At 62.0% G+C, this 23707-nt stretch carries 19 protein-coding genes and 2 riboswitches; of the genes, 1 reads left to right on the forward strand and 18 read right to left on the reverse strand.

Annotation, left to right across the window (positions count from 1 at the left end; all coding sequences use genetic code 11):
• Positions 1-12 precede the first annotated feature (12 nt).
• From ABIE32_RS15970 to ABIE32_RS16055, 18 genes are all read right to left on the reverse strand, one after another.
• Positions 13-519, reverse strand: a complete 507-nt coding sequence (locus ABIE32_RS15970) for a DUF411 domain-containing protein (RefSeq protein ID WP_429017597.1) — start codon at positions 517-519, stop codon at positions 13-15.
• A gap of 37 nt (positions 520-556) precedes the next feature.
• Positions 557-1039, reverse strand: a complete 483-nt coding sequence (locus ABIE32_RS15975; RefSeq protein WP_224149257.1) for a cupredoxin domain-containing protein — start codon at positions 1037-1039, stop codon at positions 557-559.
• Positions 1040-1055: 16 nt separating this feature from the next.
• Complete coding sequence (locus ABIE32_RS15980) at positions 1056-2453, reverse strand: multicopper oxidase family protein (protein ID WP_429017598.1); 1398 nt, start codon at positions 2451-2453, stop codon at positions 1056-1058.
• 1 nt (position 2454) lies between these two features.
• Positions 2455-3888: a TolC family protein gene (locus ABIE32_RS15985; RefSeq protein WP_429017599.1), complete on the reverse strand. Its 1434-nt coding sequence runs from the start codon at positions 3886-3888 to the stop codon at positions 2455-2457.
• Complete coding sequence (locus ABIE32_RS15990; RefSeq protein WP_429017600.1) at positions 3885-4280, reverse strand: hypothetical protein; 396 nt, start codon at positions 4278-4280, stop codon at positions 3885-3887. Before ABIE32_RS15990 ends, ABIE32_RS15985 begins: the two co-directional genes overlap by 4 nt.
• A gap of 111 nt (positions 4281-4391) precedes the next feature.
• Positions 4392-4820, reverse strand: coding sequence for a hypothetical protein (locus ABIE32_RS15995; protein ID WP_429017601.1), 429 nt, complete (start codon positions 4818-4820; stop codon positions 4392-4394).
• A gap of 141 nt (positions 4821-4961) precedes the next feature.
• The gene (locus ABIE32_RS16000; protein ID WP_429017603.1) at positions 4962-6980 is read right to left on the reverse strand and encodes a diguanylate cyclase domain-containing protein; all 2019 of its coding nucleotides are present in this window, start codon (positions 6978-6980) and stop codon (positions 4962-4964) included.
• Positions 6981-7237: 257 nt separating this feature from the next.
• Positions 7238-7993 (reverse strand): sulfite exporter TauE/SafE family protein, encoded by a 756-nt coding sequence (locus ABIE32_RS16005; protein ID WP_429017604.1) that lies wholly within the window; start codon positions 7991-7993, stop codon positions 7238-7240.
• A gap of 135 nt (positions 7994-8128) precedes the next feature.
• Positions 8129-11023 (reverse strand): aminomethyl-transferring glycine dehydrogenase, encoded by a 2895-nt coding sequence (gcvP, locus tag ABIE32_RS16010; RefSeq protein ID WP_429017606.1) that lies wholly within the window; start codon positions 11021-11023, stop codon positions 8129-8131.
• A gap of 129 nt (positions 11024-11152) precedes the next feature.
• Positions 11153-11527 (reverse strand): glycine cleavage system protein GcvH, encoded by a 375-nt coding sequence (gene gcvH / locus ABIE32_RS16015; protein ID WP_224149249.1) that lies wholly within the window; start codon positions 11525-11527, stop codon positions 11153-11155.
• 72 nt (positions 11528-11599) lie between these two features.
• Positions 11600-12736 (reverse strand): glycine cleavage system aminomethyltransferase GcvT, encoded by a 1137-nt coding sequence (gene gcvT, locus ABIE32_RS16020; RefSeq protein ID WP_429017608.1) that lies wholly within the window; start codon positions 12734-12736, stop codon positions 11600-11602.
• 52 nt (positions 12737-12788) lie between these two features.
• Positions 12789-12902, reverse strand: a riboswitch (glycine riboswitch).
• Positions 12903-12923: 21 nt separating this feature from the next.
• Positions 12924-13026, reverse strand: a riboswitch (glycine riboswitch).
• Between the two features lie 110 nt (positions 13027-13136).
• Entirely contained in the window at positions 13137-15428 is a 2292-nt protein-coding gene (locus ABIE32_RS16025; protein ID WP_429017609.1) for a hypothetical protein, read from the reverse strand.
• Between the two features lie 208 nt (positions 15429-15636).
• The gene (locus tag ABIE32_RS16030; protein WP_429017611.1) at positions 15637-16911 is read right to left on the reverse strand and encodes a TRAP transporter large permease; all 1275 of its coding nucleotides are present in this window, start codon (positions 16909-16911) and stop codon (positions 15637-15639) included.
• Complete coding sequence (locus tag ABIE32_RS16035; protein WP_224149245.1) at positions 16908-17402, reverse strand: TRAP transporter small permease; 495 nt, start codon at positions 17400-17402, stop codon at positions 16908-16910. Before ABIE32_RS16035 ends, ABIE32_RS16030 begins: the two co-directional genes overlap by 4 nt.
• A 167-nt stretch (positions 17403-17569) precedes the next feature.
• Complete coding sequence (locus ABIE32_RS16040; RefSeq protein ID WP_429017613.1) at positions 17570-18547, reverse strand: TRAP transporter substrate-binding protein; 978 nt, start codon at positions 18545-18547, stop codon at positions 17570-17572.
• A 312-nt stretch (positions 18548-18859) separates the two neighbouring features.
• The gene (locus ABIE32_RS16045) at positions 18860-20119 is read right to left on the reverse strand and encodes a glutamate carboxypeptidase (protein WP_429017615.1); all 1260 of its coding nucleotides are present in this window, start codon (positions 20117-20119) and stop codon (positions 18860-18862) included.
• Positions 20120-20253: 134 nt separating this feature from the next.
• Entirely contained in the window at positions 20254-21030 is a 777-nt protein-coding gene (locus tag ABIE32_RS16050) for a nucleotidyltransferase family protein (protein WP_429017616.1), read from the reverse strand.
• 104 nt (positions 21031-21134) lie between these two features.
• Positions 21135-22259, reverse strand: a complete 1125-nt coding sequence (locus tag ABIE32_RS16055; RefSeq protein ID WP_224149241.1) for a sterol desaturase family protein — start codon at positions 22257-22259, stop codon at positions 21135-21137.
• A gap of 366 nt (positions 22260-22625) precedes the next feature.
• Here ABIE32_RS16055 and ABIE32_RS16060 point away from each other — a divergent pair, with 366 nt between their 5' ends.
• Positions 22626-23087 carry an Lrp/AsnC family transcriptional regulator gene (locus ABIE32_RS16060; protein ID WP_224149240.1) on the forward strand — a complete coding sequence of 154 codons (462 nt, stop codon included), beginning with the start codon at positions 22626-22628 and terminating at the stop codon, positions 23085-23087.
• Positions 23088-23707 lie beyond the last annotated feature (620 nt).

Consider the following 23707-nt stretch of genomic DNA (forward strand, 5'->3'; position numbering starts at 1 on the left):
TGATAACGGGGATCAGCTGCGGTAGCTGGTAAAAACCTTGGTCGAGACATCGCTGTTCATCAGGTTCTTGGTGACTAGCAGCACATCGAACGGATCCTTGCGGCCGCCGTACTCGGGGCCGTCCATGCCAGGGCTGCCCACAGGCATGCCGGGCACCGCGATGCCCAGTGCCTTGGGCTTTTGCTGCAGCAGCTTGTGCACGTCGGCCGGCGGCACATGGCCTTCAACCACATAGCCGCCCACCAATGCGGTGTGGCAGGAGCCCAGGCGCGCTGGAAGGCCCAGCTTGGTGCGCATGGCGCTGTTGCCGGTGTCATGCACGGTGACGGCAAAGCCTGCCTTTTCCATCAGCACGATCCAGTCCTTGCAGCAGCCGCAGTTCGGGTCTTTCCAGACTTCGATGGGCGTTTGAGCGGGGCTGGCGGCAAGGGCGGGCAAGCCGGAAGACAGGCCTGCGGTAATGGCAGCGGCAGTGGCCAGCAGGTGCAATGCGCGGCGGCGGGTGGGAGTCTGTTTCATGGTAGGTCGTGGGTAGGTGTTCATCGTGTGCATGGGGTCAGTCGGTGACGGTGAAGGTGCCCGTCATGCCCGCCTGGTAGTGGCCCGCAATCAGGCAGGCAAAATCAAAGTTGCCCGTGCGGTTGAAGTTCCAGACCAGGTCTTCGCTTTTCTGGGGGGCGACATGGGCCATGTAGGGCTCGGCATGTTCCATGCCGGGGAACTTGAGCATCAGTTGCGCATGCTGGTCGAGCGAGGCCTTGGTGCCCAGCACCACCTCGTGCATTACCTGGCCACGGTTGAGCACGCGCAGGCGCACGGTTTCGCCCTTTTTGACGCTGAAGTGCGAGGGGGTAAAACGCATGTCGTCCGTCATGTTCAGGGTGATGGTGCGTTTGGCGTCCTTGGCATCGCCGCCGATGCCCCATTCCTTTTGCTCTTTGGTGGCAGGGACGGAAGCATGGCTTTCATTGCCGTGTGCAAATACGGTGCTTGCGCTTGAAAGAAGAGCGCAAGCAGCTATGAATTTGATAGTTTTCATGGTGTTAGTCCTTTATTCAGTGGTTGGCGTGGCTTGATGCATTGGCTGGCTTGTGCACCGTGGGTGCGCCGGGAGCCGCGCCCGGCAGGGTCTGGCGTGGCGCCTTCGCGTCGAGTGGTGCGCCTTGCCACTCATAGGCCGTTGTGTCTTTGGGTTGCGCATACCAGCCCGGATCCTTGTAGTCGCCAGCGGAGAGGTTGCTGCGCACCTTGAAGGTGGTGAACATGCCGCCCATCTCGATGTTTCCGAACGGGCCCTTGCCGGTCATCATGGGAAAGGTGTTATCGGGCAGGGGCATCTGCATGGCACCCATGTCGCCCATGCCGCGCTCGCCCATCAGCATGTAGTCGGGCACGATCTTCTGGATCCTGCCGACGAGGCCCCGGTGGTCGACGCCGATCATGGTCGGCACCTCGTGCCCCATGGCACCCATGGTGTGGTGGCTTTTGTGGCAGTGAAAGGCCCAGTCGCCGGGCTCGTCCGCCATCAGCTCCACCTGCCGCATCTGGCCTACGGCCACATCGGTCGTCACCTCGGGCCAGCGCGCAGACCGTGGCACGGGGCCGCCATCGGTTCCGGTCACCTCGAACTCGTGGCCATGGATGTGGATCGGGTGGTTGGTCATGGTCAGGTTGCCCACGCGGATGCGCACGCGGTCGCCTTGTCTTGCCACCAGCGGTGTGATGGCCGGAAACGCGCGGCTGTTGAAGGTCCAGATGTTGAAATCCGTCATCTCGCCCACCCGGGGCGTCATGGCACCGGGCTCGACCGCGTAGGCGCTGAGCAGGAATGCATAGTCGCGCTGCACATCGGCGATCAAAGGGTGCTTCGCCTTGGGGTGGGTGATCCACAGCCCCATCATGCCCATGGCCATCTGCACCATTTCATCGGAGTGCGGGTGGTACATGAAGGTGCCGGGACGGCGTGCCTCGAACTCATAGACAAAGGTCTTGCCGGGCGGGATGTGGGGCTGGTTGAGTCCGCCCACGCCATCCATGCCATTGGGCAGGCGCTGGCCATGCCAGTGGATGGTGGTGCTCTCGGGCAGGCGGTTGGTGACGAAGATACGGACCTTGTCGCCTTCGACCACCTCGATGGTCGGCCCCGGCGACTGTCCGTTGTAGCCCCACATGTTGACGAAAAAGCCGGGTGCTACCTCGCGCACCACGGGCTCGGCCACCAGGTGGAATTCCTTGACGCCGGCGTTCATGCGCCACGGCGTGGTCCAGCCATTCAGGGTGACGACCGGGTGGTAAGGCCTGCCATTGGGCGGACTCAGCGGTGCTGCGGTATCGGCGCTGGCCTGAGAGACAGGCTCGGGCAGGGCAGCCATGGCGACCCTGCTGACGGCTGCGGATGCAGTGGCGGCGGCCACTGCGGTGGCCGCGCCGGTGAAGAATTGGCGGCGTTGCATATCAGTGGCCTTGTTCAGTGCTGGCAGCGGGCGCTGCGGTGTTGATGGCGGGGGCGGTGCCGGGCGATGTGCCGGTGAGCGCCAGTTGCAGATCGGTCTCGGCCAGCCAGAAGTCGCGCTGGGCCTCCGTAGCAGTCACTACGGCCTGTGTGGTTGCACGGGCCTGGGCCAGGAGCTGCCACACGCTCACGAACATGCCGTTGTAGCGGTAGACGGTTTCTTCCTGCACCAACCGTGCAAGCGGCAGTACCTCTGCCTGCTGCTGCTGGGCCAGATCGTAGGCGGTGCGGTAGGCCAGCCACTGGCTGCGTGCCTCGCTGCGGGCCCGGATGGCGTTGTCACGCAGCACCGCCGCGCTGCGCAGCACTTCGTTCTGTGCCACGCCGCGTGCGGCAAAGCCCCAGTCGAACAGCGGCAGCGGCACATCGAACTCCCAGCCCTGGGTCTTGTCGCTGTGTCCGCCGTCCCGCTCGGTGCTGGTGTTGTTGCTGTAGGTGGCGCCAATGTCGCCAAAGATGGAGCCAATCGCAGCCCAACCCTCGCGGCCTGCGCTCACATCCAGGTCGCGGCGCAGTGCGCCCAGGTCGAGCCGCTGGCGCAGCGCGGTAGCCTCGGCATCCTCGCCGCTGCGCAGGTCGCCAGCGCTTTTGGGGAGTTCAGGCAATTGCGCGGGTAGCTGGAAGGCCAGTTGCTGGCCCCACAGCCCCATGCGCCGGGCCAGTTGCTCTCGTTCGAGCTGCGCATTCAGCCGGGCACGGGCCAACTGCGCGGCAGCCTGCTGCTGCAGGGCCAATTCGCGCGCCTGGTCCACCTTGCTGAAGTTGCCTACCTGCGCCATGCGTGCAGCGAGCTCGCCGCCCAGGGAGGCGGCTTCGTGCATGCGCTCGTTGGCGGCCAGCGCCTGTTCGGCGGCGACAGCGCGCAACCAGGTGCGGCGCGTATCGGCGGCCAGCAGCAGCACCTGCTGTGCAGCGGTCAGCGTGGCCTGCTCCATCTGCCATCCTTGCCAGCGGCTACGCCATGGCAGGGTGATCAGCTGTACCAGGCCAAAGCTGAACTGGCGCTCGATTTCGCGTTCCTGGCTGTTGCGAAAGCGGCCGAAGGTGAAGCTGGGGTTGGGCAGCGTGAGCGCCTGCACGCGCTGCGCGTCTGCAACGCCCAACTGAGCGAGCTGGCCTTGCAAGCCGGGGTTGTTCAGCAGCGCAATGCGCACGGCGGTATCGGCGTCGACGGGTGTCTCCAGCCAACGGTTGATCTGCGTTTTGGCTTCCTGGCGGGCCTTGGCATCGATGGGCGGGAGTTGCGCTCCTGGCGGTAGGCGGCCTTCGGTGCGCTGAGCGACATCGCTGCGCAGGCCGTCGGGCGACACGCTTGCGCAGCCGGCCAGCACCAGGGCGGCGAGCAGCGGCGAGAGGCGGAGGATGGCGCGCTTCATGGCTGGCCTCCGGGGTTGTGGCGATGATGCTGCGGGTGGTGCGGGCAGACGTGCGCCTCGCCGGCTGCCCGGTCATGCATGGCAGCATGGTCCTTTTCCCAGCGGATGACATCGGCATGGCCGCGTGGAAAGTCGGCTACAGCAGCGTTGGCTTCTTTCCAATCGCCCGGCTGGGCCACGATGGTGCCGCTTGCAGCCATGGGCTGGTGGCGCAGGGGGGCCGTGGGCGCTTGGGGCGAGGCGGGGTCACTCAGGGTGGGCGCAGATTCAGCCGGGTTGACGGCTGGCTGGCTGGGTTGGGCAAGGCTGTGAAAAGCCATGGCCCAGGCCGCCGCGGCAATGCCGACGGCCAGGCACTTTCGGGTGCCGAATGGGAGACGCGCGTGGCGCATGAGAAATTCCTGTCGTTGAAACCATGTTCACGACCGCAGAGCCAGAGCTTTGGCTTCTGGCGCAGACGGCAGACACAGTGGCTGCTGTCAATTGCGGACGCACCTAGGGTGTCAGACGACAGAAATGGGAGGTTTGATGATGGAGGCGGGCAAGGTGCTGGCAAAGCGCGTGGCCGCGTCTGCCAGTTGCTGAGGCGCAGAAGGCACTGAGGCCTGCACTGCAATCGCAGGCAGGCCTACCGCAGAGTGGCAGATGCCGCAGGCCGAGCAGTTGGCGCCATGTGCAGCGCTGTCACTGCAGTGAGCGGGCTCGGCAGCAGTGCAGTGGGCCGCCGCTGCCTCGAGCGTTTGCTGGCCGACAAGTGCCGCATCGCCATGGTGGCTCTCGTGCTGTTCGGCCGGGGTGATGCTGCGCGCAGCATGCGCGGCGTGTGCTCCCGTCTGGGCGACGGGCGCCACGATGCCCATGGCCATGGCGTCGCCCAGCAGGCCGCGCAGGACCATTGTGAGAACGAGCAGCAGGGACAGGCAGGAGCGCATGGTGAGAGTAGAGCGGCTATTCGCAAAAAAAGTTCCGCTTCGATATGAGGCCATTGAAGTCGCGAATCAGGCCCAAGTGTACGCCATGTACCCTGGGCTGGGGGATTGTGCGGCAGTCTTGGGCAGTTGCAGGGGCTGGGCTCATGCGGAGAGTTCGGGCGTATAGAACACGTAGCGCCCTCGGCCCTGTTTCTTGGCTTCGTAGAGAGCGATGTCGGCTTCGCGCAGCAGGCGGTCCGGGTCGAGCGTCTGTGTCTGGCCCAGGTGCATGGTGATGCCGACCGAGGCGCCGATGTTGACGCGCTGCCCTTCAAGAAAATAGTCTGCGCTCAGCACATCGATCACGCGCTGGGCGAGGCTGGCGGCTGCGTGCGGGGAAGATGCCTTTTGCACGATGCAGAATTCGTCTCCGCCCAGGCGCACCACCAGATCGGTGTCGCGCAGCAGGCCACGCAGGCGCTCGGCAACGGAGCACAGCAGTGCGTCGCCTGCCGCGTGGCCCAGGGTATCGTTGACCTGCTTGAACCGGTCCAGATCGAGATAGAGCAGGGCGCCATAGGCCCGGGCGCTGCCGACACTGTTGATATGGGTCTGCAGCAGACTGCGGTTGGGCAGGCCGGTGAGGGGGTCGTGATGGGCGAGGTAGGCGACGGCAGCCTGGGCGCGTTTGCGGTCGTCCACGTCTTCGAGCACGCCCAGCCATTCGTGGATGTGCCGGCCCGGACCCAGGATGGCAGCGCCACGCGCGCGCATCCAGCGCCACTGGCCGTCATGGGTGCGCAGCCGGAACTCCACATCCAGCGCATGTTCGCTGTCGGCCAGAAGGTCGGCTGCCTGGCGACGAAGATCGGCTACATCCGCCGGGTGGATGCGGCGCAACCAGCCAAAGCCCAGGGCCGTATCGTCAGGCGTGCCCGCAAGCACCTCCCAGCCGACCATGGAGGTAGCGCGCCCCTGGGCATCCAGCGTCCACAGCACGGCAGCACCGGCGTGTGCCAGCGTGCGGGTGCGCTGTTCGCTGACGGACAGCGCGTGGGCGATCTGGCGCTGGTGGCCGAGCGCGGATTCAAGCTGCGCGCGCGCATTGACGAGGCTTTGGCGCAGGCTTTCATATTCCTTCACCATCAGTACCTGGCTGTCATCAGTTACAGGCGTCTCGTAGGCAGAACCTGTGCGGGATGCATCCGTCAACTGGCGGATGGGACGCAGCAACTGGCGCGATACCCAGGTGCTCAGCAGCACGGCCACCGTGAGAGCCAGGGTGCCCACCAAGGCAATATTGAACATGGGCTTCTGCCAGCGGGCATTGAAAGCGCCCAGTGACTCGCCGGCAACAATGACCCAGCCCGGTGTGCCCTTGATTTCCTGAAAGGCGAAGATGACGCTGCCCTTGTCGGCACGCTCGGCCTCAAAGGCGCCGCTGGAGGCTCCCACTTCCTTGAGTTTCTGCCAGTCCGGTACCGGGGTGCCGATATACCGCTCCGGCTGCACCGAACGGGCTAGCATGCGGCCATTGCCGTCGGTGACCGCAATCAGCGCACCGTGGTCAGACGTGTCCTGCGCTGCGCTGACCAGGCTCTGTGGCGTGGTGGTCAGTATCATCACCTTGCCCCTGTCTTGTTGCACGCGCACGGCAATGGCGATGCGTGGCTTGTTGTCATGAAAGAACAGCTGGGAAAACACAGGCGTCTTGCCTTCCAGTGCGTGTTGCACCAAGTCCGGCGGGACGTAGCCTTTGATGCTCGAATGGGCGGAGACCAGAATCGGCGAAGCGTTGCCGGCCGTGGTGACGATGAGGGTACTGTCGGAGCCCATGTCCGTCAGGGTCAGCCATCTGGACATTGCCTCTGCGTCCTCTGACTGTGCGTTGGCCGCATAGGCCTGGAGCATGGCTGCGCGGCTGGCCAGATCGCTCTCGATGATATGTCCCAGATTCTTGGTGGTGTCCAGCATGTGCCGCAGACTGTTGTCGCGGTAGGAATGGGCCACGTGCTGCACGGTGTAGATGCTGGCAATCAACACTGGCAGTGCCGCCGCAAGCATCATCACTATCAGGTAGGTGCGCAGGCTGCGCGCACGCCATCGCGAGGCGACCGGGCCGCGTACAGCGACAGGTTCCTGCAAAGGGGTGGCGAAGGATCGAGCGACGGGGGAGGACATCCGGGCGCAGCAATATTGCGACTATGAAGAACAGTGTAGGGCGCTATGAAACGCTATTATCCAATTTGTCTCTATTTGTTTCCATTCCCGTCAGGGGTTCTTACATTTGTTGAAGAAGTTTGTGTTTATTCACTTAGAAGATGTGGCGTTGCGTGGCGATAGTGCGTGCAGATGCCTCCTGCCTGGGGGCAATGGCAATGGGCTTTCGTCGGGTAATCTGAGTCCTGTCCAAGTGGGGAGGGCTCTGCATAGCACCACTATCGGTGCTGTAGCGAAGACACCAGCATGGCAAGGCCCGCGAGGGTCAGCAGACCCAGCACTACCCTGCGGAAGGCCGCATCGCTGATGCGTTGGTAGAGTCGCCCGCCCCAGATGGAAGGCAGCAGCATGGCAGGCAGCGCGACGGCCAACAGTGGCAGCATCCGAAAAGTGACGAAGCCGGTGGCCACATAGCTGGCAAAGGTGACGGACAGCATGGTGAGGTTGAAGTTCTGGATCACCTGGCGCTGCCGGTCGCGGGCGATGCCCAGCAGTTGGCACCACAGGGTGGGCACAACCCCCGAGAAGCCGCCCAGGGCGGCCATCACGCCTCCTGCCAGCCCCGCTGCTCCGTTGGCGACGTGCAGCACGGCCCCCTGCATGCAGCGCCAGTCGGCGATGCGTGGCAGCCGGTGTGCAAAAGCCATGAGGGGGCAGAAAACCACCAGCAGTACGCCCAGGACGGTCTTGAACAGCTGTGCATCCAGCAGCGGCAGCAGGCGCAGCCCGAGCGGCAGTCCGCACAGCCCTCCCAGTACAAAGGGCCACAGCATGCGCCAGTCAAAGCCGCGCCGCACACTGAAAGCCTGGATGATCTGCCCGGTGAGGCCGCCAAAGACGGCCAGGGCGGCGGCAAGCGTGGGCTCCAGCGTCCATGCCCACAGTGCCATCGCCGTCATGCTGTAGCCAAAGCCGGACAGGCCCTGCACAAAGCCCGCGAGGGCCGCTCCCAGAATGATAACTATGATTTCCATAGCTGGTAGCGCTTATCAATTAAGCGCCAGAGGCTCTTTTTAATGAAAACGATAAAAGAAAACGGCCCGCAGGGCGTGTGGGCCGTTTGTCATCTTAGTAGCTGGCGCGCAGGCGCGCTGTAGCCACTGTAACCATCAGGACTCGTAGTCGGCCAGCGGCACGCAGCTGCAGAACAGGTTGCGGTCACCGTAGACGTTGTCCACCCGGCCCACGGGACTCCAGTACTTGGCGCGGCGCAGGTGGGGCACAGGGTAGGCGGCGGCCTCGCGGCTGTAGCTGTGGTTCCACTCGGCAGTCAGCAGGGTTTCGGCGGTGTGAGGCGCGTTCTTGAGCGGATTGTCGTCCTGCGGCAGCTGGCCTGCTTCGATCTGGGCGATTTCGCCGCGAATGGCGATCATCGCGTTGATGAAGCGGTCCAGCTCGTGCAGGCTTTCGCTTTCGGTCGGCTCCACCATCAAGGTATTGGGAACGGGGAACGACAGCGTAGGCGCGTGGAAGCCATAGTCGATCAGGCGCTTGGCCACGTCTTCGGCCATCACGCCGCAGGTTTCCTTGAAGTGGCGCAGATCCAGAATGCATTCATGCGCCACGTGGCCGTGTTCGCCTGCGTACAGCGTGGGGAAATGGTCCTTGAGGCGCGCGCTGATGTAGTTGGCGTTCAGGATGGCGGTCTCGGTGGCCAGTTTCAGGCCGGGCTCACCCATCATGCGGATATACATCCAGCTGATAGGCAGCACGGCAGCATTGCCCAGCGGCGCGGCGCTGACGGCGCCTACCTTGCCGGGAATGCCTGCCGTGGCGTGGCCAGGCAGGAAGGGAACCAGGTCTTCCACCACGCAGACAGGGCCGACGCCGGGGCCGCCGCCACCGTGCGGAATGCAGAAGGTCTTGTGCAGGTTCAGGTGGCTCACATCGCCACCGAACTCTCCGGGCGCCGCCAGGCCCACCTGGGCGTTCATGTTGGCACCGTCCACATAGACGCGGCCGCCATGGCTGTGCACCAGCTCGCACAGCTCCTTCACCTGGGTCTCGAACACGCCGTGCGTGCTGGGGTAGGTGATCATGATGCAGGCCAGATTGGCGCTGTGCTTTTCGCAGGCCAGCTTCAGGTCTGCCATGTCCACGTTGCCGTTGTCATCGCACTTGGTGACGACCACCTGCAGGCCCACCATCTGCGCGCTGGCAGGGTTGGTGCCGTGGGCGCTGCTGGGAATCAGACAGATATTGCGATGCGCTTCGCCCTTGGACGCATGGTAGGCCTTGATGGCCAGCAAGCCGGCGTATTCGCCCTGCGAGCCCGCATTGGGCTGCAGACTGATGCCCGCGTAACCGGTGGCCTGGCACAGCCATTGGCGCAGCTGCGCGTCCAGCTCGGCGTAGCCTTGCAACTGGTTGGCAGGCGCGAAGGGGTGCACGTTGGCGAACTCGGGCCAGGTGATGGGGATCATCTCGCTGGTGGCATTGAGCTTCATGGTGCACGAGCCCAGTGGAATCATGCTGCGGTCCAGCGCCAGGTCCTTGTCGCTCAGGCTGCGGATGTAGCGCAGCATGGCGGTTTCGGAATGGTGGGCGTTGAAGACCGGGTGCGTCAGGTAGCTGCTCGTGCGTTGCAATTCCTGCGGGATCAGCGAGGTGGCTCCCTGGTCCATCGCGTCGATGGAGGGCAGGGTGGCGCCTTCCTGGGCGAAGATGCTCCAGATCAGTTCCACATCGGCGCGCGTCGTGGTTTCGTCCAGGCTGATGCAGATGTATTCGTTCCAGGCCTTGCGCAGGTTGGCGCCCTTGGCCAGGGCCCGGGCGAGGATTGCATCCGTGGCGTCCTTGGTGTGCAGCGACAGCGTGTCAAAGGCGGTGTCGTGGTGGTGGGCGCTGAAGCCCAGCTGCGCCAGGCCGCGGCTCAGGATTGCCGTGAAGCGCGCCACGCGCTGGGCGATGCGCTTCAAGCCCGCCGGGCCGTGGTAGACCGCATACATGCTGGCGATGACAGCCGGCAGCACCTGCGCCGTACAGATGTTGGAGGTGGCCTTTTCGCGGCGGATGTGCTGCTCGCGCGTCTGCAGTGCCAGGCGGTAGGCGGGTTTGCCGTGCACATCGACGCTGACGCCCACAAGGCGACCGGGCAGCGAGCGCTTGTAGTCGTCGCGGCAGGCCATGAAGGCGGCGTGCGGGCCACCGGCGCCCATGGGCATGCCAAAGCGCTGGCTGTTGCCCACTATGATATCGGCACCCCATTCGCCGGGTGGAGTGAGCAGGGTCAGCGCCAGCAGGTCGGTGGCCACAATCGCGGCCGCCTGCTTGGCGTGGATGGCGTCCACATCGGCCTTCCAGTCGACAATCCAGCCGCTGGAGGCGGGGTACTGGATCACGGCAGCGAAGAAGTCGCCTGCCATTGCGGCTTCCCATTCTTCCTTGCTGTTGGCCACGAGCACCTCGATGCCCAGCGGCTGGGCGCGGGTGTGGATGACTTCGATGGTCTGCGGGTGCACATCACCCGCGAGCACGATGCGGTTGCTCTTGGACTTGACCGAACGCTTGGCCAGGGTCATGGCTTCCGCTGCTGCCGTGGCCTCGTCGAGCATCGATGCATTGGCAATCGGCATGCCGGTGAGGTCGCACACCATGGTCTGGAAATTGACCAACGCTTCCATGCGGCCCTGCGAGATTTCGGCCTGGTAAGGCGTGTAGGCGGTGTACCAGGCGGGGTTCTCCAGGATGTTGCGCAGAATCACGCCGGGCGTGAAGGTGCCGTAGTAGCCCTGGCCGATGAAGCTTTTGAGCACCTGGTTCCTGCCTGCGATGGCCTTGAGCTCGGCAAGCGCCGCCGCTTCGGTCACGGGCGCGGGCAGATCCATGGGCTTGGCGCGGGCGATGGAGGCCGGCACCACATCGCGGATCAAGGCGTCCAGGCTGGGTTTGCCGATGACTGCCAGCATGGTCTGCTGGTCATTGGCGTCAGGGCCAATGTGGCGGGGGATGAATTCGGTGGCGTTTTCCAGCGCGGCCAGGGGCTCTTTGGAGGACATCAGCATGGTGGGAATCCAGGTGTTTGTGCTTGAAAGTGCCACTAGCGCAGGATAGGCGGGCGGAAGCAGCTATGAATATGTGAGTGAAAGCATTGACGGCCATGCGCGCATGCCGCCAATGCAAGTGGCCAGGGTTTACGAGTTGGCCGCGAAGTCGTTGTAGGCAGTTTCGTCCAGCAGGGCGTCGAGCTGCGATGCATCGGCAAGCTTGACCTTGAAGAACCAGCCTGCGCCCAGTGGGTCGCTGTTGGCGAGCGATGGGTCGTTGCGCAGTTCCTCGTTCACTTCGACGATCTCGCCGGTCACCGGCATGTACACATCGGCGGCGGCCTTCACGGACTCGACCACACCGGCCACATCGCCCTGGTTGAACGAGGCGCCCACTTCGGGCAACTCGACAAACACCACATCGCCCAGCGCGTCCTGGGCGTGCACGGTGATGCCGACAACAGCGGCGCCAGCGTCAGCGGCGTTGATCCATTCGTGGTCGCGGGAGAACTTGATCGTCATAGGAAAACTCCAGTTGGTATGCGTGAATCTGATGTCCGGAATGGCGCGCAACAGCGCGCGCCAGCAGCTACTTTAGCCGCGGAAATAGTTGGGGGCCACGAATGGCATTGCCACCACCTCGACCGGCACCGGCTTGCCGCGCACCATCGCGTTCAGGCGGGTGCCGATGGCCGCAAAGGCTGGCTCCACATAGGCCATGGCAATGGGCTTGTCGATGGTGGGGCCGAGCAGGCCGCTGGTGGTGGCACCGATGGCTTTGCCATCGGGCGTGCAGATTTCCACCTGCTCGCGCACGGGAATGCGCTCCTGTGCAATCAGGCCCACGCGCTTGCGGGGCAGCGTGGCAGGGTTGTCGATCTGTGCAAGTACCTTCTCGGCCCCGGGAAAGCCGCCAGCACGTGCGCCACCGGTGCGGCGAACCTTCTGAATCGCCCAGTTCAGGCCTGCCTCGGGGGGCGTGGTGGTGGTGTCCAGATCGCTGCCGTACAGGCACAGGCCGGCTTCCAGGCGCAGCGAGTTACGGGCACCCAGGCCAATCGGCTTGACCTCGGGTTGGGCCAGCAGCAGGCGCGCCAGCGCCTGGGCCTGGTCGCCTGCAACCGAGATTTCAAAACCGTCTTCGCCGGTATAGCCGCTGCGGGTGATGAAGCAGGGGATGCCTTCCACATCGAAGTTGCCCCCCGTCATGAAGACCAGCTTTTCAACGCCGGGCGCCAGACGTGAGAGGGCGGTTACCGCCTGCGGGCCCTGCAGTGCCAGCAGGCCGTGGCTGGGCATGGGCTCGACTTGGCAGCGGGTGCCGATACGGGCCTGGATGTGGGCAATGTCGGCCACCTTGCAGGCGCCGTTGACGATGACGAACAGCTCATCCTGCGAGACGCGGAAGAACATCAGATCGTCCAGAATGCCGCCGTCGTCGTTCAGCAGCAGACCGTAGCGCTGCTTGCCGACCGCCAGATCGATCACATCCACGGGCATCAGGGTTTCAAAGGCGGCAGCGGCGTCGGGGCCAACCAGGCGCAACTGACCCATGTGCGACACATCGAAGAGGCCTGCGGCACTGCGCGTGTGCTTGTGCTCGGCGATCAGGCCATCGGGGTACTGCACAGGCATGGAATAGCCGGCAAATGGCACCATGCGGGCGCCCAGTTCAAGGTGCAGGGCATTCAATGGCGTGGAGAGCAGAGCGGCGGAAGCAGAGGCGGACATGAAAACTCCAGGGCAAATAACAATGCCACGCAGCTGTTGCCAGCCGCATGCTGTTTGCCCTGCTGTCCGCTTTACCTGAGAGATTCACCCCGCACCTTCGAGGCGTGGGGGGCTTGCTCCTTCGGTGGATGGTGTCTTGGCACCATCTCTCTCCAGCTGGGGACGCTGGCGGCACTAAGGCCTGCATCAGCGTGTGCCAGTCCTTTTGCCTGAGCGTTCGGCATCGAAGCCTGCGCCTTCGGCGGCCTTGCTGCCCGGTTGGGGCGAAGACTCTCTCCTGACTGCCGCGATTTTACCGGTAAACGCGGCATATCCCAAAAGCACGCCCATAATTTTGTGACAAGGCAGCTGCATGCTTTCTATGCAAAAAACGCCCGGCTTGCCGGGCGTTTTCATTTCGTCAGCAGATTCTCTGCCTGCGTCGGGCCAGTGCAGCAATGGCTATGCCAAGCCCCGCCAAGCTCCACAGCGCGTTGGCCGGTACTGGAGCAGGCTTGGGCGCTGCTGGATCGGGCGGGGGCATCACTGCATCTGCGGTCATGTAGTTGACCGTAGCGACATCGTCCTCCGGCATCAGATCCTTCACGGCCACTTCGGTTGCGCCATCATTCAACAGGGCCTTGGCTGGCGAACCTTGCAGCGCCACGGTCGCGACATTCTTGAATGAGCCTGACCGCAACAGGTTGCCGGTGATGGTGCAGTTGACGATTGCACCGCGCTCCATGTTGGTGATGGGCAACTGTAACTCGTTGTTTGCCCCTGCAATACTGCCCAGCAGCGAGCCGGTGGGAACGGTGGCATTGCCGGTGCTCACACGGCAGGATGCGGCAGTGGCCTTGAAATCAGGGCCCAAGGCGTCCTTGGCGATGGCCTGGCGTACCGTTTTAGGACCGTCTGGCGAGGTATTGTTGGCAAACTGCAGATCAAACACCACCGGAGTAGCCAGATCGGGCACTTCCATGGGGGTTACCCGCTTGTTGGTCGTAAGGTTGACGCAATAAGGCGCATTGGGCAACACATTGATCTGTGTAGCCTGCAGGTTGGCATTGCTGGGCGACTGGATGTAGGAAGGGCCAAAGGTGTAGCCGTCGGTAGATACAGACACTACGCTGAATGCGGCCTGATTCTGCAGTGCATCGTTTTGCTGCATGCATTGCAGATTGCTATCAATTTTAAAGCGAAGTGCGATCTGCATCACAGCCTTGGTACCCCATTTCACATGGATGTTCTGGCTGACCGAGGGCGTGAAGTAGGACCGGTATGGCTGGATGGGGTTGTTGGCAGGAATGCAGTTGCCGTTGCTATCCTGGCAGCTGATCCACTCCATCTGCAGCTGCAAGGCATTGGCAGGTGCAGCCATAGGCATATGGCCCTTGGCCAACAACACGGTGTCGTACACATTGAAGTTGATACCGTCCCGGTTGGAGCCTGGGGGGGCAGAGTCCTGGCTCAAGTCGACAGTCAGTTCGTAGATGGCGACATCGCCGTCCTGCTCAATCAGGTTGCTGGCCTTGGCGAGGCCTGTCTTGTCCTGAACAGACAGAAGCTTCTTGTCTGCCTTCACGTTCAGATTGACTGCCGTGCAATCCCTGCCTTGGGTAGAAAGAGCTATTGGAAACGAGAATGAAACCGTGCTGCTGTCGCTGCCTGACCCGTCCCACTGGAGGTTGACGCCATCAGCCGTGACGGCCCAGGTGGCAGTGTTGGCAAGCGCGGGGCTGCCGCACAGAGGTGCCTTGAACGAGCGCCAGTATTTGATGGTGACGCTCTCACCCGCCTGCATCACTTCATTGCCAAAGCCCGTGGTGTTGGTGTTGAGGAAGGTGTTGACATTGGTGCCAGCCTGCGACGAAGCTCCGGAGAAACCAAGCGCTTGGCAAATGGCGCTGCCGGCACCATCCACGCTGCTCGCGCAACTGGTCAGGCCGCCATCGGAGCCACTGGGCACGATCTGTGGCGACCAACTGCCTTCCCAGTCGCTCCATTTGCTGGCAATGGCGCCCAGCGAGACCGGTGTTACAGACTTGTTGGTATAGGTGACCGTGAATTCAATCGGCGCGTTGTAGGCGTTGCCGATCCAATGCGTTGCATCGTTGGGGTCCTGCGTGGCGCCGCCAGTGATTTTTTTGTCGACCGCGAGCGTGATGTTCGATTGCGTCACTGCAAACGGGTTTTCACTGGTATTGGTCGATGGCGTGGTTTCAGTATCTCCGCTGCCTGCAGCCATCGATGACCGCATCAGATAAGCGGAATCTGCCTTGGTGGGTGTGACACTGAGCACGTAATTGCATTGCTGCCTGTTCAGCATCAAGGGAAGGGTGGCGCTCATGGTTTCGCCGCCTGCGGTGGTGCCTGCGGGAACAGGGCTGAAGGCCGATGCTGCAGGGCAACCGGGCACATTGCCACTGGCTGCGGTCAGCGCAACGGATGTGACGTTGGCCGGGAGCACGATACTGCCCTTAGCGTTGGTGGCCGTGCCATTGATATTGGAGAAACTGACATTGAGCTGGTAAGGCACAAAGGTCTGCGCCGGAACGTTCGAGGCAACCGGTTCTATATTGGTGACCAGATCGACATTGGCGGCATGCGCGGCGGGCGCAAGCACGCTTGCCGAGGCTAACAGGCCCAGGGCCACCCATTGCGAGCGTGAAGCGGCAGGCGTTCTGCAGCGGTGTGCAAGACTAGCTCTCATCCATCCCTCTCTATCGATAGTTTAAGACAAACGAAAATTAAATTTCGATGTTTAAAAATTATAATATCGAAATGGAGATGCGCTCCTGTTGACACAAATTCATACTTTGTGTGAAAGATTTTTTGACAATTCGTGCCGAACGCCAGAGGGCAGCATGAAAAAAGCCGCGTCCATTGACGCGGCTTGCTGTGGAGCAAAGAGGGAAATATCAGCGGTACACGAGATCGCGCAGACCCAGTGAGATGCCGGGCACATAGGTGATGACCATCAGGCACAGCAGGATCACCCCGACAAACGGCAGCAGGTACTTGATGATCTGGTCGAGCGAGATCTTGGCCACAGTGCAGGCGGCAAACAGGTTCACGCCAAAGGGCGGCGTGATCATGCCCAGCGCCAGGTTCACCACCATGATCAGGCCGAAGTGCACCGGGTCGATGCCAAAGTGCTGGGCAACGGGCGCCAGGATGGGCGCAAGCACGATGATGGCTGCGCTGGTCTCGATGAACATGCCGATGACGAAGAGGGCTGCGTTCACGCCCAGCAGGAACATGGCAGGGCTTTGCAGTACCTGTTCCAGCCAGTGGCCGATGATTTCTGGAACGCCGGCGCGCGTGATCAGAAAGGCAAACAGCCCGGCGTTGGCGATGATGAACATGATGATGGCCGACGAGATGGCCGATTTGCGGAAGATGGCGTACAGGTCCTTGATCTTGATTTCACGGTAGATCAGCATGCCCACCACCAGCGCATAGAACACTGCCACCGCCGATGCTTCGGTCGGCGTGAATACGCCGCCGTAGATGCCGCCCAGAATGATGACCGGCATCAAGAGCGCCCAACCTGCCTGCAGCGTGGCCTTGCCAAAGCCCAGGCGGCCTTCACCGTCGTTCTTGCCCCAGCCCTTGTACTTGCAATACGCCCAGACAAAGACCATCAGCGCGGCGCTGATGAGCAGGCCCGGGCCGAAACCGGCAATGAACAACTCGCCAATCGATACCTCGGCGCTCACGCCATACAGAATCATTGGAATCGATGGCGGAATGATCACCCCCAGCTCGGCGCTGGTTGCCTGCAGCGCTGCAGCATAGTTCCTGGGGTAGCCGTGCTTGATGAGGGCGGGGATCAGGATGGCGCCAATGGCAAACGTGGTGGCGACCGACGAGCCCGAGACCGCGGCAAAGATCATGCAGGTCAGCACGCAGGTCATGGGCAGGCCACCCTGCACGCCGCCGACGATGCTCTTGGCGAACTCCACCAGTCGGCGCGAGATGCCGCCGGTCTCCATCAGGTTGCCAGCCAGAATGAAAAACGGAATGGCCGCCAGCGGAAACTTGTTGATCGCGCCGAACATCTCCTTGACCGAGATGAGCATGTTGGCGTTGCTGGCCTGGATGCCCAGGATCGAGGCAAGGCCGATCGAGACGGCGACGGAGACGGTGAGCGCAAAGCACAGCACCATCGTGGAAAGCATCACGGCGGTCATTGCGCGTTCTCCAGTTCGGTATTCTTGGGGTCCAGCAGGTTGCCGATGACGCCGATCACGGCAAACACGCCGCCGATCGGCATGGCCACATAGGCCCAGAACATGGACAGCGATTCGAGCCCGGCCATGGTCTGCACGCCGCCGCGCCGGGCGTAGTCCCAGCCCCACCAGATGATCACGGCCAGAAGTGCCAGCGTGGCAATGCACACCAGCCAGTCCAGCACGCGGCCAAAGGCGGGCGGGCTCCAGCGGCGCAGAACGTCAACGCTCACCATGGCGCCCTGGCGAAACGCCATGGGAATGGCCAGGAACACCATCCATATCAGGCTGAAACGGATCAGTACTTCGGTCCATTCGGCGGGTTCCTCCAGCACGAAACGGGTCAGGATCTGAAACATGCCGAGGGTGGAGGCAACGGCGAGCATCAGGCAGGCGACCGCCATCGCAAAGCCTGATGTCCAGCGCTCCAGGGCAAGAAATGCGTTTTTCATGGTGTTCAAAAGCGCAGGCCTGCGTGGGCAGTGCGTGGGCTCTCTCCTCCAGTTTCTTAACAAAAAACAGCTGTTTGCGCTCAACAGTCAAGCGCAAGCAGCTATCAAAATGAGAGTATTCGATAGGGGCCGCCGGCCTGTGCACAGGAGCGGCCCCCGGCCCGGGCTTACTTGTAGTCGCGGATACGGTCGAGGTTGGCCTTGCCAAACTGCTTTTCGAAGTCTGCGTTGGTCTTGGTGAGCGCGGCGACAAACTTGGCCTTGTCCACGTTCTCGATCACCTGCATGCCCTTGCTGCGCAGTTCTGCCACGCCGTTGGCGTCATCCTGGTCCACGCGGGCGCGGTTGGCCTTGGTCGCTTCCTGGGCCGCCTCCACAAAGGCTTTCTTGTCGTCGGCGCTCAGCTTGTCGTAGGCGCCCTTGTTCATCACCAGAATGCAGGGCGAGTAGACGTGGCCGGTGAGCGACAAGTGCTTCTGCACCTGGTCGAACTTGGCCGAGGTGATCACCGGCAGCGGGTTCTCCTGGCCGTCCACCGTGCCTTGCTGCAGTGCGGTAAATACCTCGGGGAAGGCCATCGGCGTGGTGATGATGCCCAGCGCCTTGTAGGCCTGGATGTGCACCGGATTTTCCATGGTGCGCATTTTCAGTCCCTTGGTGTCGTCGGGGCTGTTGATGGCGCGCTTGGAGTTGGTCATGTGGCGAAAGCCGTTTTCTGCCCAGGCCAGGGCCTTGAAGCCCTTGGAATCAAACTTGCCGAGCAGTTCCTGCCCGATGGGGCCATCGAGCACGGCTCGGGCATGCGCCTTGTCGCGGAAGAGGAAGGGCACGTCGAGGATCTTGGTCTCGGGCACGAAGTTGGGCACGGGGCCGCTGGAGCTGAAGGCCAGCTCCTGGGTGCCCAGTTGCACGGCTTCGATGGATTCACGCTCACCGCCCAGCGAACCGTTGTAGAAGGTCTGCACCTTGTAGCGGCCGCCGGTGCGCTTTTCCACCTCTTTGGCAAAGGTGTCAATGGCCACGCCCTGGTGTGAATTCTGCGCCACCGAGATGCTGATGCGCATGGTGGTCTGAGCGCAGGCAACACTGCCTGCCATCAGACCCACGGCCAATCCCACACCCCAAGCCAGTTTCTTCATCTGCATGATCTTGTCTCCTCGGCCTCGCCGATTGATCGTTATTGCCATCTGCGGATTGTCCGCGCGAGCTTTGCATTGTGGACAAAGCAGCGTGAATCCATATTGGGGTTTTTATGATGCTGCGGTGCAGCGTTGAAGAGCAGAAGAGGCGAAAATCGCTAAGTGCTTGATAGCATGGGATTTAGGTGTTGCGCTGCCTGAAACGGATTTCATCCTGGCTGTCGCAGGGTGGACAGCCGCTTGCGGTCGATCCCAATAATGAAAAAGGCGCCAGTGTCTGCTGGCGCCGGGAAGAGCGAGGAGGTATCGCAGAGGCGGTTACATGCCCTGGCCCAGGTCGGAGATGAGCTGCGCCGACAGGTACAGGCGGCGCGCGATGGGCTCGGTCAGCACGTATTCGGCCAGGTTGGAGTGGTAGTTGGCACCGGGCAGACCCAGGCCTTCAATCACCGGCTTGCCGGAGAGGGCAGCGTAGGCCGCGTCCGATCCGCCGCCGCCGCGCGTGGTGTACATCTGCGATTTGCCGCCTACGTCGGCATAGATGGTGATGGCCTTCTGGATGAGCTTGACGCCGTCATCGGTGGCATTGAAGGCCGGGCGGCCGCGGGTCAGGTTGATGTCGATGGTGGCACCGGGCACGTGGGGCGTAGCAGCTGCCTTGTCCAGCATGCCTTTCATCAGTTCCAGATCCTCGTTCTTGCCGTAGCGCACATCGGCGTTGACAACGGCCTTGTCCGGGATGATGTTGGTGGCGGTGCCGCCGGCGGTCATGGTGGTCCAGTTGAAGCCGCGCTCCTTGGACTTGTCCTGAACATCCTGCGTGCGCAGCACCAGGGCCGATGCCTCGGTCAGCGCGTTGATGCCCGCTTCAGGTGCCACACCCGCGTGCGATGCCTTGCCGTGCACCACGGCCTGTACATAGGCAATGCCCGAGGTGGCCGTGCCAAAGCCTTCTTCGAGGCCCGAGGGCTCGTACGACAGCACATAGTCATGGGCAGCAGCGAGCTTCTGGATCAGGTCGCGCGAGCCGAAGGAGCCTTTCTCCTCATCGGTGTTGAACATCACGGTGATGGTCTTGAACTTGCTGAAGTTCTGCGCCTTGAGCAAGCCCAGGCTGTGCAGGATGACGGCGATGCCTCCCTTGGCATCGGCAATGCCTGCGCCATAGGCCTTGTCGCCCTCGACCTTGAACGGAGCCGTGGCCAGGATGCCGCGCGCATACACGGTGTCCATGTGTGCCATCAAAAGCAGGCTCTTGGTGCCGCTGCCCTGGAAGGTGCCGACGATGTTGTCGCCCACCACGCCTGCTTCTGCCTTGTGGCGCACGACGTTGGCGCCCAGCGCCTGCAGGCGGGCTTCGAGGTAGTTGCTCATCTGCGGAATGCCGACCGCGTCATTGGTGCCGGTTTCGATGTTGACCAGTTCCTGCAGCGTCTTGAGGACCGCCGCCTTCTCGGCCTGCGAAGCCTGGTCGAGCGTGGCGTTGTAGCTGATGGAGGCGGCGCTGCTGTCGGAGCAGCCCGATACGGTCAAGGAAAGCGCCGCAGCAGCGGCGATGGCCAGCAAGGTTTTTTTCATGGCAATCAAAAGGGTGGGGAAGGGGGCGCGGTGAGCGCGCTGCGTTTACCGCCCAATTGTTGCTGGAATGTGAACAGCGCCAAGCCAAGGCTGTCACGGCAGAGACCGCCACAGCCGCCAGCGCCCTGGCGCCATTACCCCCCGATGGCCGCCAGGCGCTCGGGTGTGCCCACATCCACCCAGGCCCCGTCATAGCGACTGGCACCGCAACGCCCCGCCAGCATGGCCGCACGCAACTGGTTGACCAGGGGCATCTTCAGGCCCTGTGGGTTGCCGGGCGGTATGTCGCAGAACGGTGGCGCGAACAGTTCCTTTTTCAGCAGGGCGACAGAGCAGTAGGTCAGGCGCGGCCGACTGTCGTCTGCGGCAGGGGTCTCGGCGCGGCCTGCATAGGCACGGCCGGTATAGGCGCGGCCACCCTCCGTCAGCACAAAGTCCCCCTTGGGGTGGTGTGGCGCGTTGGGCACCAGCCACAGGTGGGCCAGGTCGCCTGATTGGGCAAAGCGCTGGCGCAGAGCCTCATCAAATGGGAAACCGGGGATGAATACATCGCCTGATACCAGCCAGAACGCATCATCGAGCAGCGGCAGCGCGCGGCTGATGCCGCCGGTGGTTTCAATGCCGCCGCCAAAGTCCAGGTCTTCGCGCGAGTAGCGGATCTGCACGGCATGCCCGTCCATGTCGGTCGTAGTAGGCCAGGCATCCGCCACTTGCTGGCCCAGCCAGCCGGTGTTGATGACGATGCGGTCCACACCGGCTGCGGCCAGTTGCTCCAGGCTGTGCTGCATCAGCGGTTTGCCAAGCACCGGCAAAAGCGGCTTGGGCGTGTGATCGGTGAGCGGGCGCATGCGTTCGCCCCGGCCTGCGGCCAGCACCATGGCCTGGGCACGGAATTCGGTGGTGGATGACATGGTTATCAGCAAAAGTGGCTCTGGCGCTTGCCTGTAGGGCGCAGGAAGCTATCAAAATTATAGAGCCTCCGATAGGGAGGCTCTGTGTGGATGGGGGTGAGCGCTCAGCCTTTCCAGGTGAAGGGAAACTTCAGCTGCTTGAGGAACCCGTTGGGCACATAGTCCCCCAGCACGCCGTAGGCCTGGGGCCAGAGCTTGTCGCTCTTGACTGCGGTGCCAAACAGGTAGTCCAGAAAGGCAAAGTGCGCCGCATAGTTCTTGTCCAGCGCCTCCTGGTCCTGGCTGTGGTGCCAGTGGTGGAAGTTGGGCGTGACGATGATGTAGCGCAGCGGCCCCAGGCGCACGCTCACGTTCGCGTGGTTGAACACGGCCTGGAAGCCGACGATGATGATGTAGGCATCAATCACTTCCTTCGAAAAACCCAGCACATAGATGGGGGCCAGCACCAGGGTGCGGGTGATCAGCAGCTCCAGGATATGCTGGCGCGAACCGGCCAGCCAGTCCATGCTCTTGACGCTGTGGTGCACGGCGTGAATGCGCCACAAGAGCGGCACCTCGTGGTAGGCACGGTGTGTCCAGTACTGCACCAGATCGGCCACGAGGATGATCAGGAACAGCGACACCCAGAAGTTCAGGTTGGCCACCCAGCCACGGATACCGTCGTTGGCGGCCCAGCCAAACAGCTTGTGTACCATCAGATTGGTGGCCAGCAGGATGAAGCCCACCACCATGTGGTTGACGAGAAAGTGGTGGAAGTCGGTTTGCCATTCGGGGCGGAACACCGGCTGATCCTTGCGCAGTGCAAACAGCTTCTCGATGAAGATGAAGATCAGCGAACTGCCTAGCAGATCGAGGATGAACCAGTCCAGGCCAATATAGGGTGTGTTGGTGGCAAATTCGCCCACCGGCACCTTGTGGCCGCCCAGCAGCGCCGACAGCACCACCAGCCCGAAGGCCGACGCAGCCAGCCAGCGCACACGGCCAAGCACGATCAGTGCCACGGACAGGCCGCCTGAGATCACCATGCACCAGAACAGCAGCTGCCGCATGACATCCACGTTATAGCTGCGGCGCAGCTCGGGTGTCGTCAGGTACTGCGGAAAGTGAAATGCCATGACCCCCAGAAAACACAGTGCCGCCAGGATGAGGGCGATCACCCCTGCCACCATCCCCTTGCCAGCCTGCAGGGAGCCGTGGCTTTCAGACAGATCATTGAGTCGCTTGAACATAGCTGCTTCGTTGTCGTTTGTGATTTGGCGCCACTATGCCACGGGCAGCAGCTGTAGGACAGAATGCCGTGGTCCTCTAATTGCAACAGTTCTGTTACGTCCGGGGAGCGGACCTGGAGCCTGCAGGAACACTGTTGACGGCGTGCAACAGCTGCAAAACAACGCGCCCCCACGGCAGCGGTAACTGCCTGGGGGCGGGCGGTGAGAGGGACTGCCGGTAAGCAGGCTCTGCAAGAAAGCGGCTTCGGTAAAAGTGTTTCGATGCCCAAAGTATGGGCCTGGGTCGCTGGGAAGAATTTTTGTTTTGTCTGATAATTTTCATAAAATCAGAAAAAAATTCTTATCAATGAATCATGGTGGAAAAATATGCTGCTTGATCGTCTGGATCGAAAAATTCTTGCGGTGCTGCAGTCCAACAGCCGCGCCAGCCTGCAGGACATCGGCCATGCCGTGGGGTTGAGCTCCTCGCCTTGCTGGGGCCGCATCAAGAAGCTGGAGGAGGCGGGCGTGATTGAAGGCTATACCGTGCGGCTGAACTCACAGGCCCTGGGCCTGGGTGATACGGTGCTGGTGCAGGTCACGCTCGACAGCCACTCGGACAACACGCTGGAGAAGTTTGGCGAAATGCTGGCCACCATCCCCGAGGTGGTGGAGGCGCACCTCGTCTCCGGCGAGTACGACTACCTGCTGCGGGTGGTGGTGAAAGACACGCGCGATTACGAGCGCCTGCTGCGCGAGAAGCTCTACAAGATCAAGGGCATCCGTCACAGCCAGTCGAGCTTCGTGTTGCGGACGTTGAAAAAGGCAGATCTGCCACTGGGTGTGTGAACGAATCCATGTCGGCTTGAGAGCTGCCAACGCCACCTGGCAGCCTTGCGGTGGCGACGGATGCCATGCGGTGCCAGACAGTGCCACGCCAGGCCGGGCCACGCCAGGCCGAGCCGCGTCAGGCGGTGTCACAGGCAATGCCAATGCATGACGAGACTTGGCGTCCGCAACCAGGCGTCCCCAACTAGGTGTCCCCAACTAGGTGTCCCCAACGAAGCAATGGCGTATCGGTGGTAGTGCGACGGGTCTCAATGGCAAGCGTCTTTCATAGCCCCTGCCTTGCTGTGCGTAAGAAAATCCGAGAATATAAAGAATGTGATTTTCTTTTTTTAAAAGAGAATTTCTGAAAATATCAATAATGCATGTGTAAAATCAATAATAAAACATCTGCATGAACTTATTGATTTACCATGCATGCCTCGATGCATTATACAAATACTCTATCAAATTATTGCCTGTCAGAATGAATGTTGCAACTTCTTCCATTGTGTGTTAGGCCGCAAGGAGGGCTGTAAGGCTTATTGGGTATAAGTGTAAACAAATGTTGTTTTAAGATTTTTTAAAATTACTAAGTCTTCTCGTGAAGTCTATTGGTCTGGATAATTGTGCTTCCTGAAGAG

This window comes from Comamonas sp. 4034 (assembly GCF_050434545.1).
In the GTDB taxonomy this organism is placed as follows: Bacteria; Pseudomonadota; Gammaproteobacteria; order Burkholderiales; family Burkholderiaceae_C; genus Comamonas; species Comamonas odontotermitis.

Coding starts and splice junctions, on each gene's coding strand:
- ABIE32_RS15970 (WP_429017597.1), bottom strand. CDS start 519: ATGAAACAGACTCCCACCCGCCGCCGCGCATTGCACCTGCTGGCCACT.
- ABIE32_RS15975 (WP_224149257.1), bottom strand. CDS start 1,039: ATGAAAACTATCAAATTCATAGCTGCTTGCGCTCTTCTTTCAAGCGCA.
- ABIE32_RS15980 (WP_429017598.1), bottom strand. CDS start 2,453: ATGCAACGCCGCCAATTCTTCACCGGCGCGGCCACCGCAGTGGCCGCC.
- ABIE32_RS15985 (WP_429017599.1), bottom strand. CDS start 3,888: ATGAAGCGCGCCATCCTCCGCCTCTCGCCGCTGCTCGCCGCCCTGGTG.
- ABIE32_RS15990 (WP_429017600.1), bottom strand. CDS start 4,280: ATGCGCCACGCGCGTCTCCCATTCGGCACCCGAAAGTGCCTGGCCGTC.
- ABIE32_RS15995 (WP_429017601.1), bottom strand. CDS start 4,820: ATGCGCTCCTGCCTGTCCCTGCTGCTCGTTCTCACAATGGTCCTGCGC.
- ABIE32_RS16000 (WP_429017603.1), bottom strand. CDS start 6,980: ATGTCCTCCCCCGTCGCTCGATCCTTCGCCACCCCTTTGCAGGAACCT.
- ABIE32_RS16005 (WP_429017604.1), bottom strand. CDS start 7,993: ATGGAAATCATAGTTATCATTCTGGGAGCGGCCCTCGCGGGCTTTGTG.
- gcvP (WP_429017606.1), bottom strand. CDS start 11,023: ATGCTGATGTCCTCCAAAGAGCCCCTGGCCGCGCTGGAAAACGCCACC.
- gcvH (WP_224149249.1), bottom strand. CDS start 11,527: ATGACGATCAAGTTCTCCCGCGACCACGAATGGATCAACGCCGCTGAC.
- gcvT (WP_429017608.1), bottom strand. CDS start 12,736: ATGTCCGCCTCTGCTTCCGCCGCTCTGCTCTCCACGCCATTGAATGCC.
- ABIE32_RS16025 (WP_429017609.1), bottom strand. CDS start 15,428: ATGAGAGCTAGTCTTGCACACCGCTGCAGAACGCCTGCCGCTTCACGC.
- ABIE32_RS16030 (WP_429017611.1), bottom strand. CDS start 16,911: ATGACCGCCGTGATGCTTTCCACGATGGTGCTGTGCTTTGCGCTCACC.
- ABIE32_RS16035 (WP_224149245.1), bottom strand. CDS start 17,402: ATGAAAAACGCATTTCTTGCCCTGGAGCGCTGGACATCAGGCTTTGCG.
- ABIE32_RS16040 (WP_429017613.1), bottom strand. CDS start 18,547: ATGCAGATGAAGAAACTGGCTTGGGGTGTGGGATTGGCCGTGGGTCTG.
- ABIE32_RS16045 (WP_429017615.1), bottom strand. CDS start 20,119: ATGAAAAAAACCTTGCTGGCCATCGCCGCTGCTGCGGCGCTTTCCTTG.
- ABIE32_RS16050 (WP_429017616.1), bottom strand. CDS start 21,030: ATGTCATCCACCACCGAATTCCGTGCCCAGGCCATGGTGCTGGCCGCA.
- ABIE32_RS16055 (WP_224149241.1), bottom strand. CDS start 22,259: ATGTTCAAGCGACTCAATGATCTGTCTGAAAGCCACGGCTCCCTGCAG.
- ABIE32_RS16060 (WP_224149240.1), top strand. CDS start 22,626: ATGCTGCTTGATCGTCTGGATCGAAAAATTCTTGCGGTGCTGCAGTCC.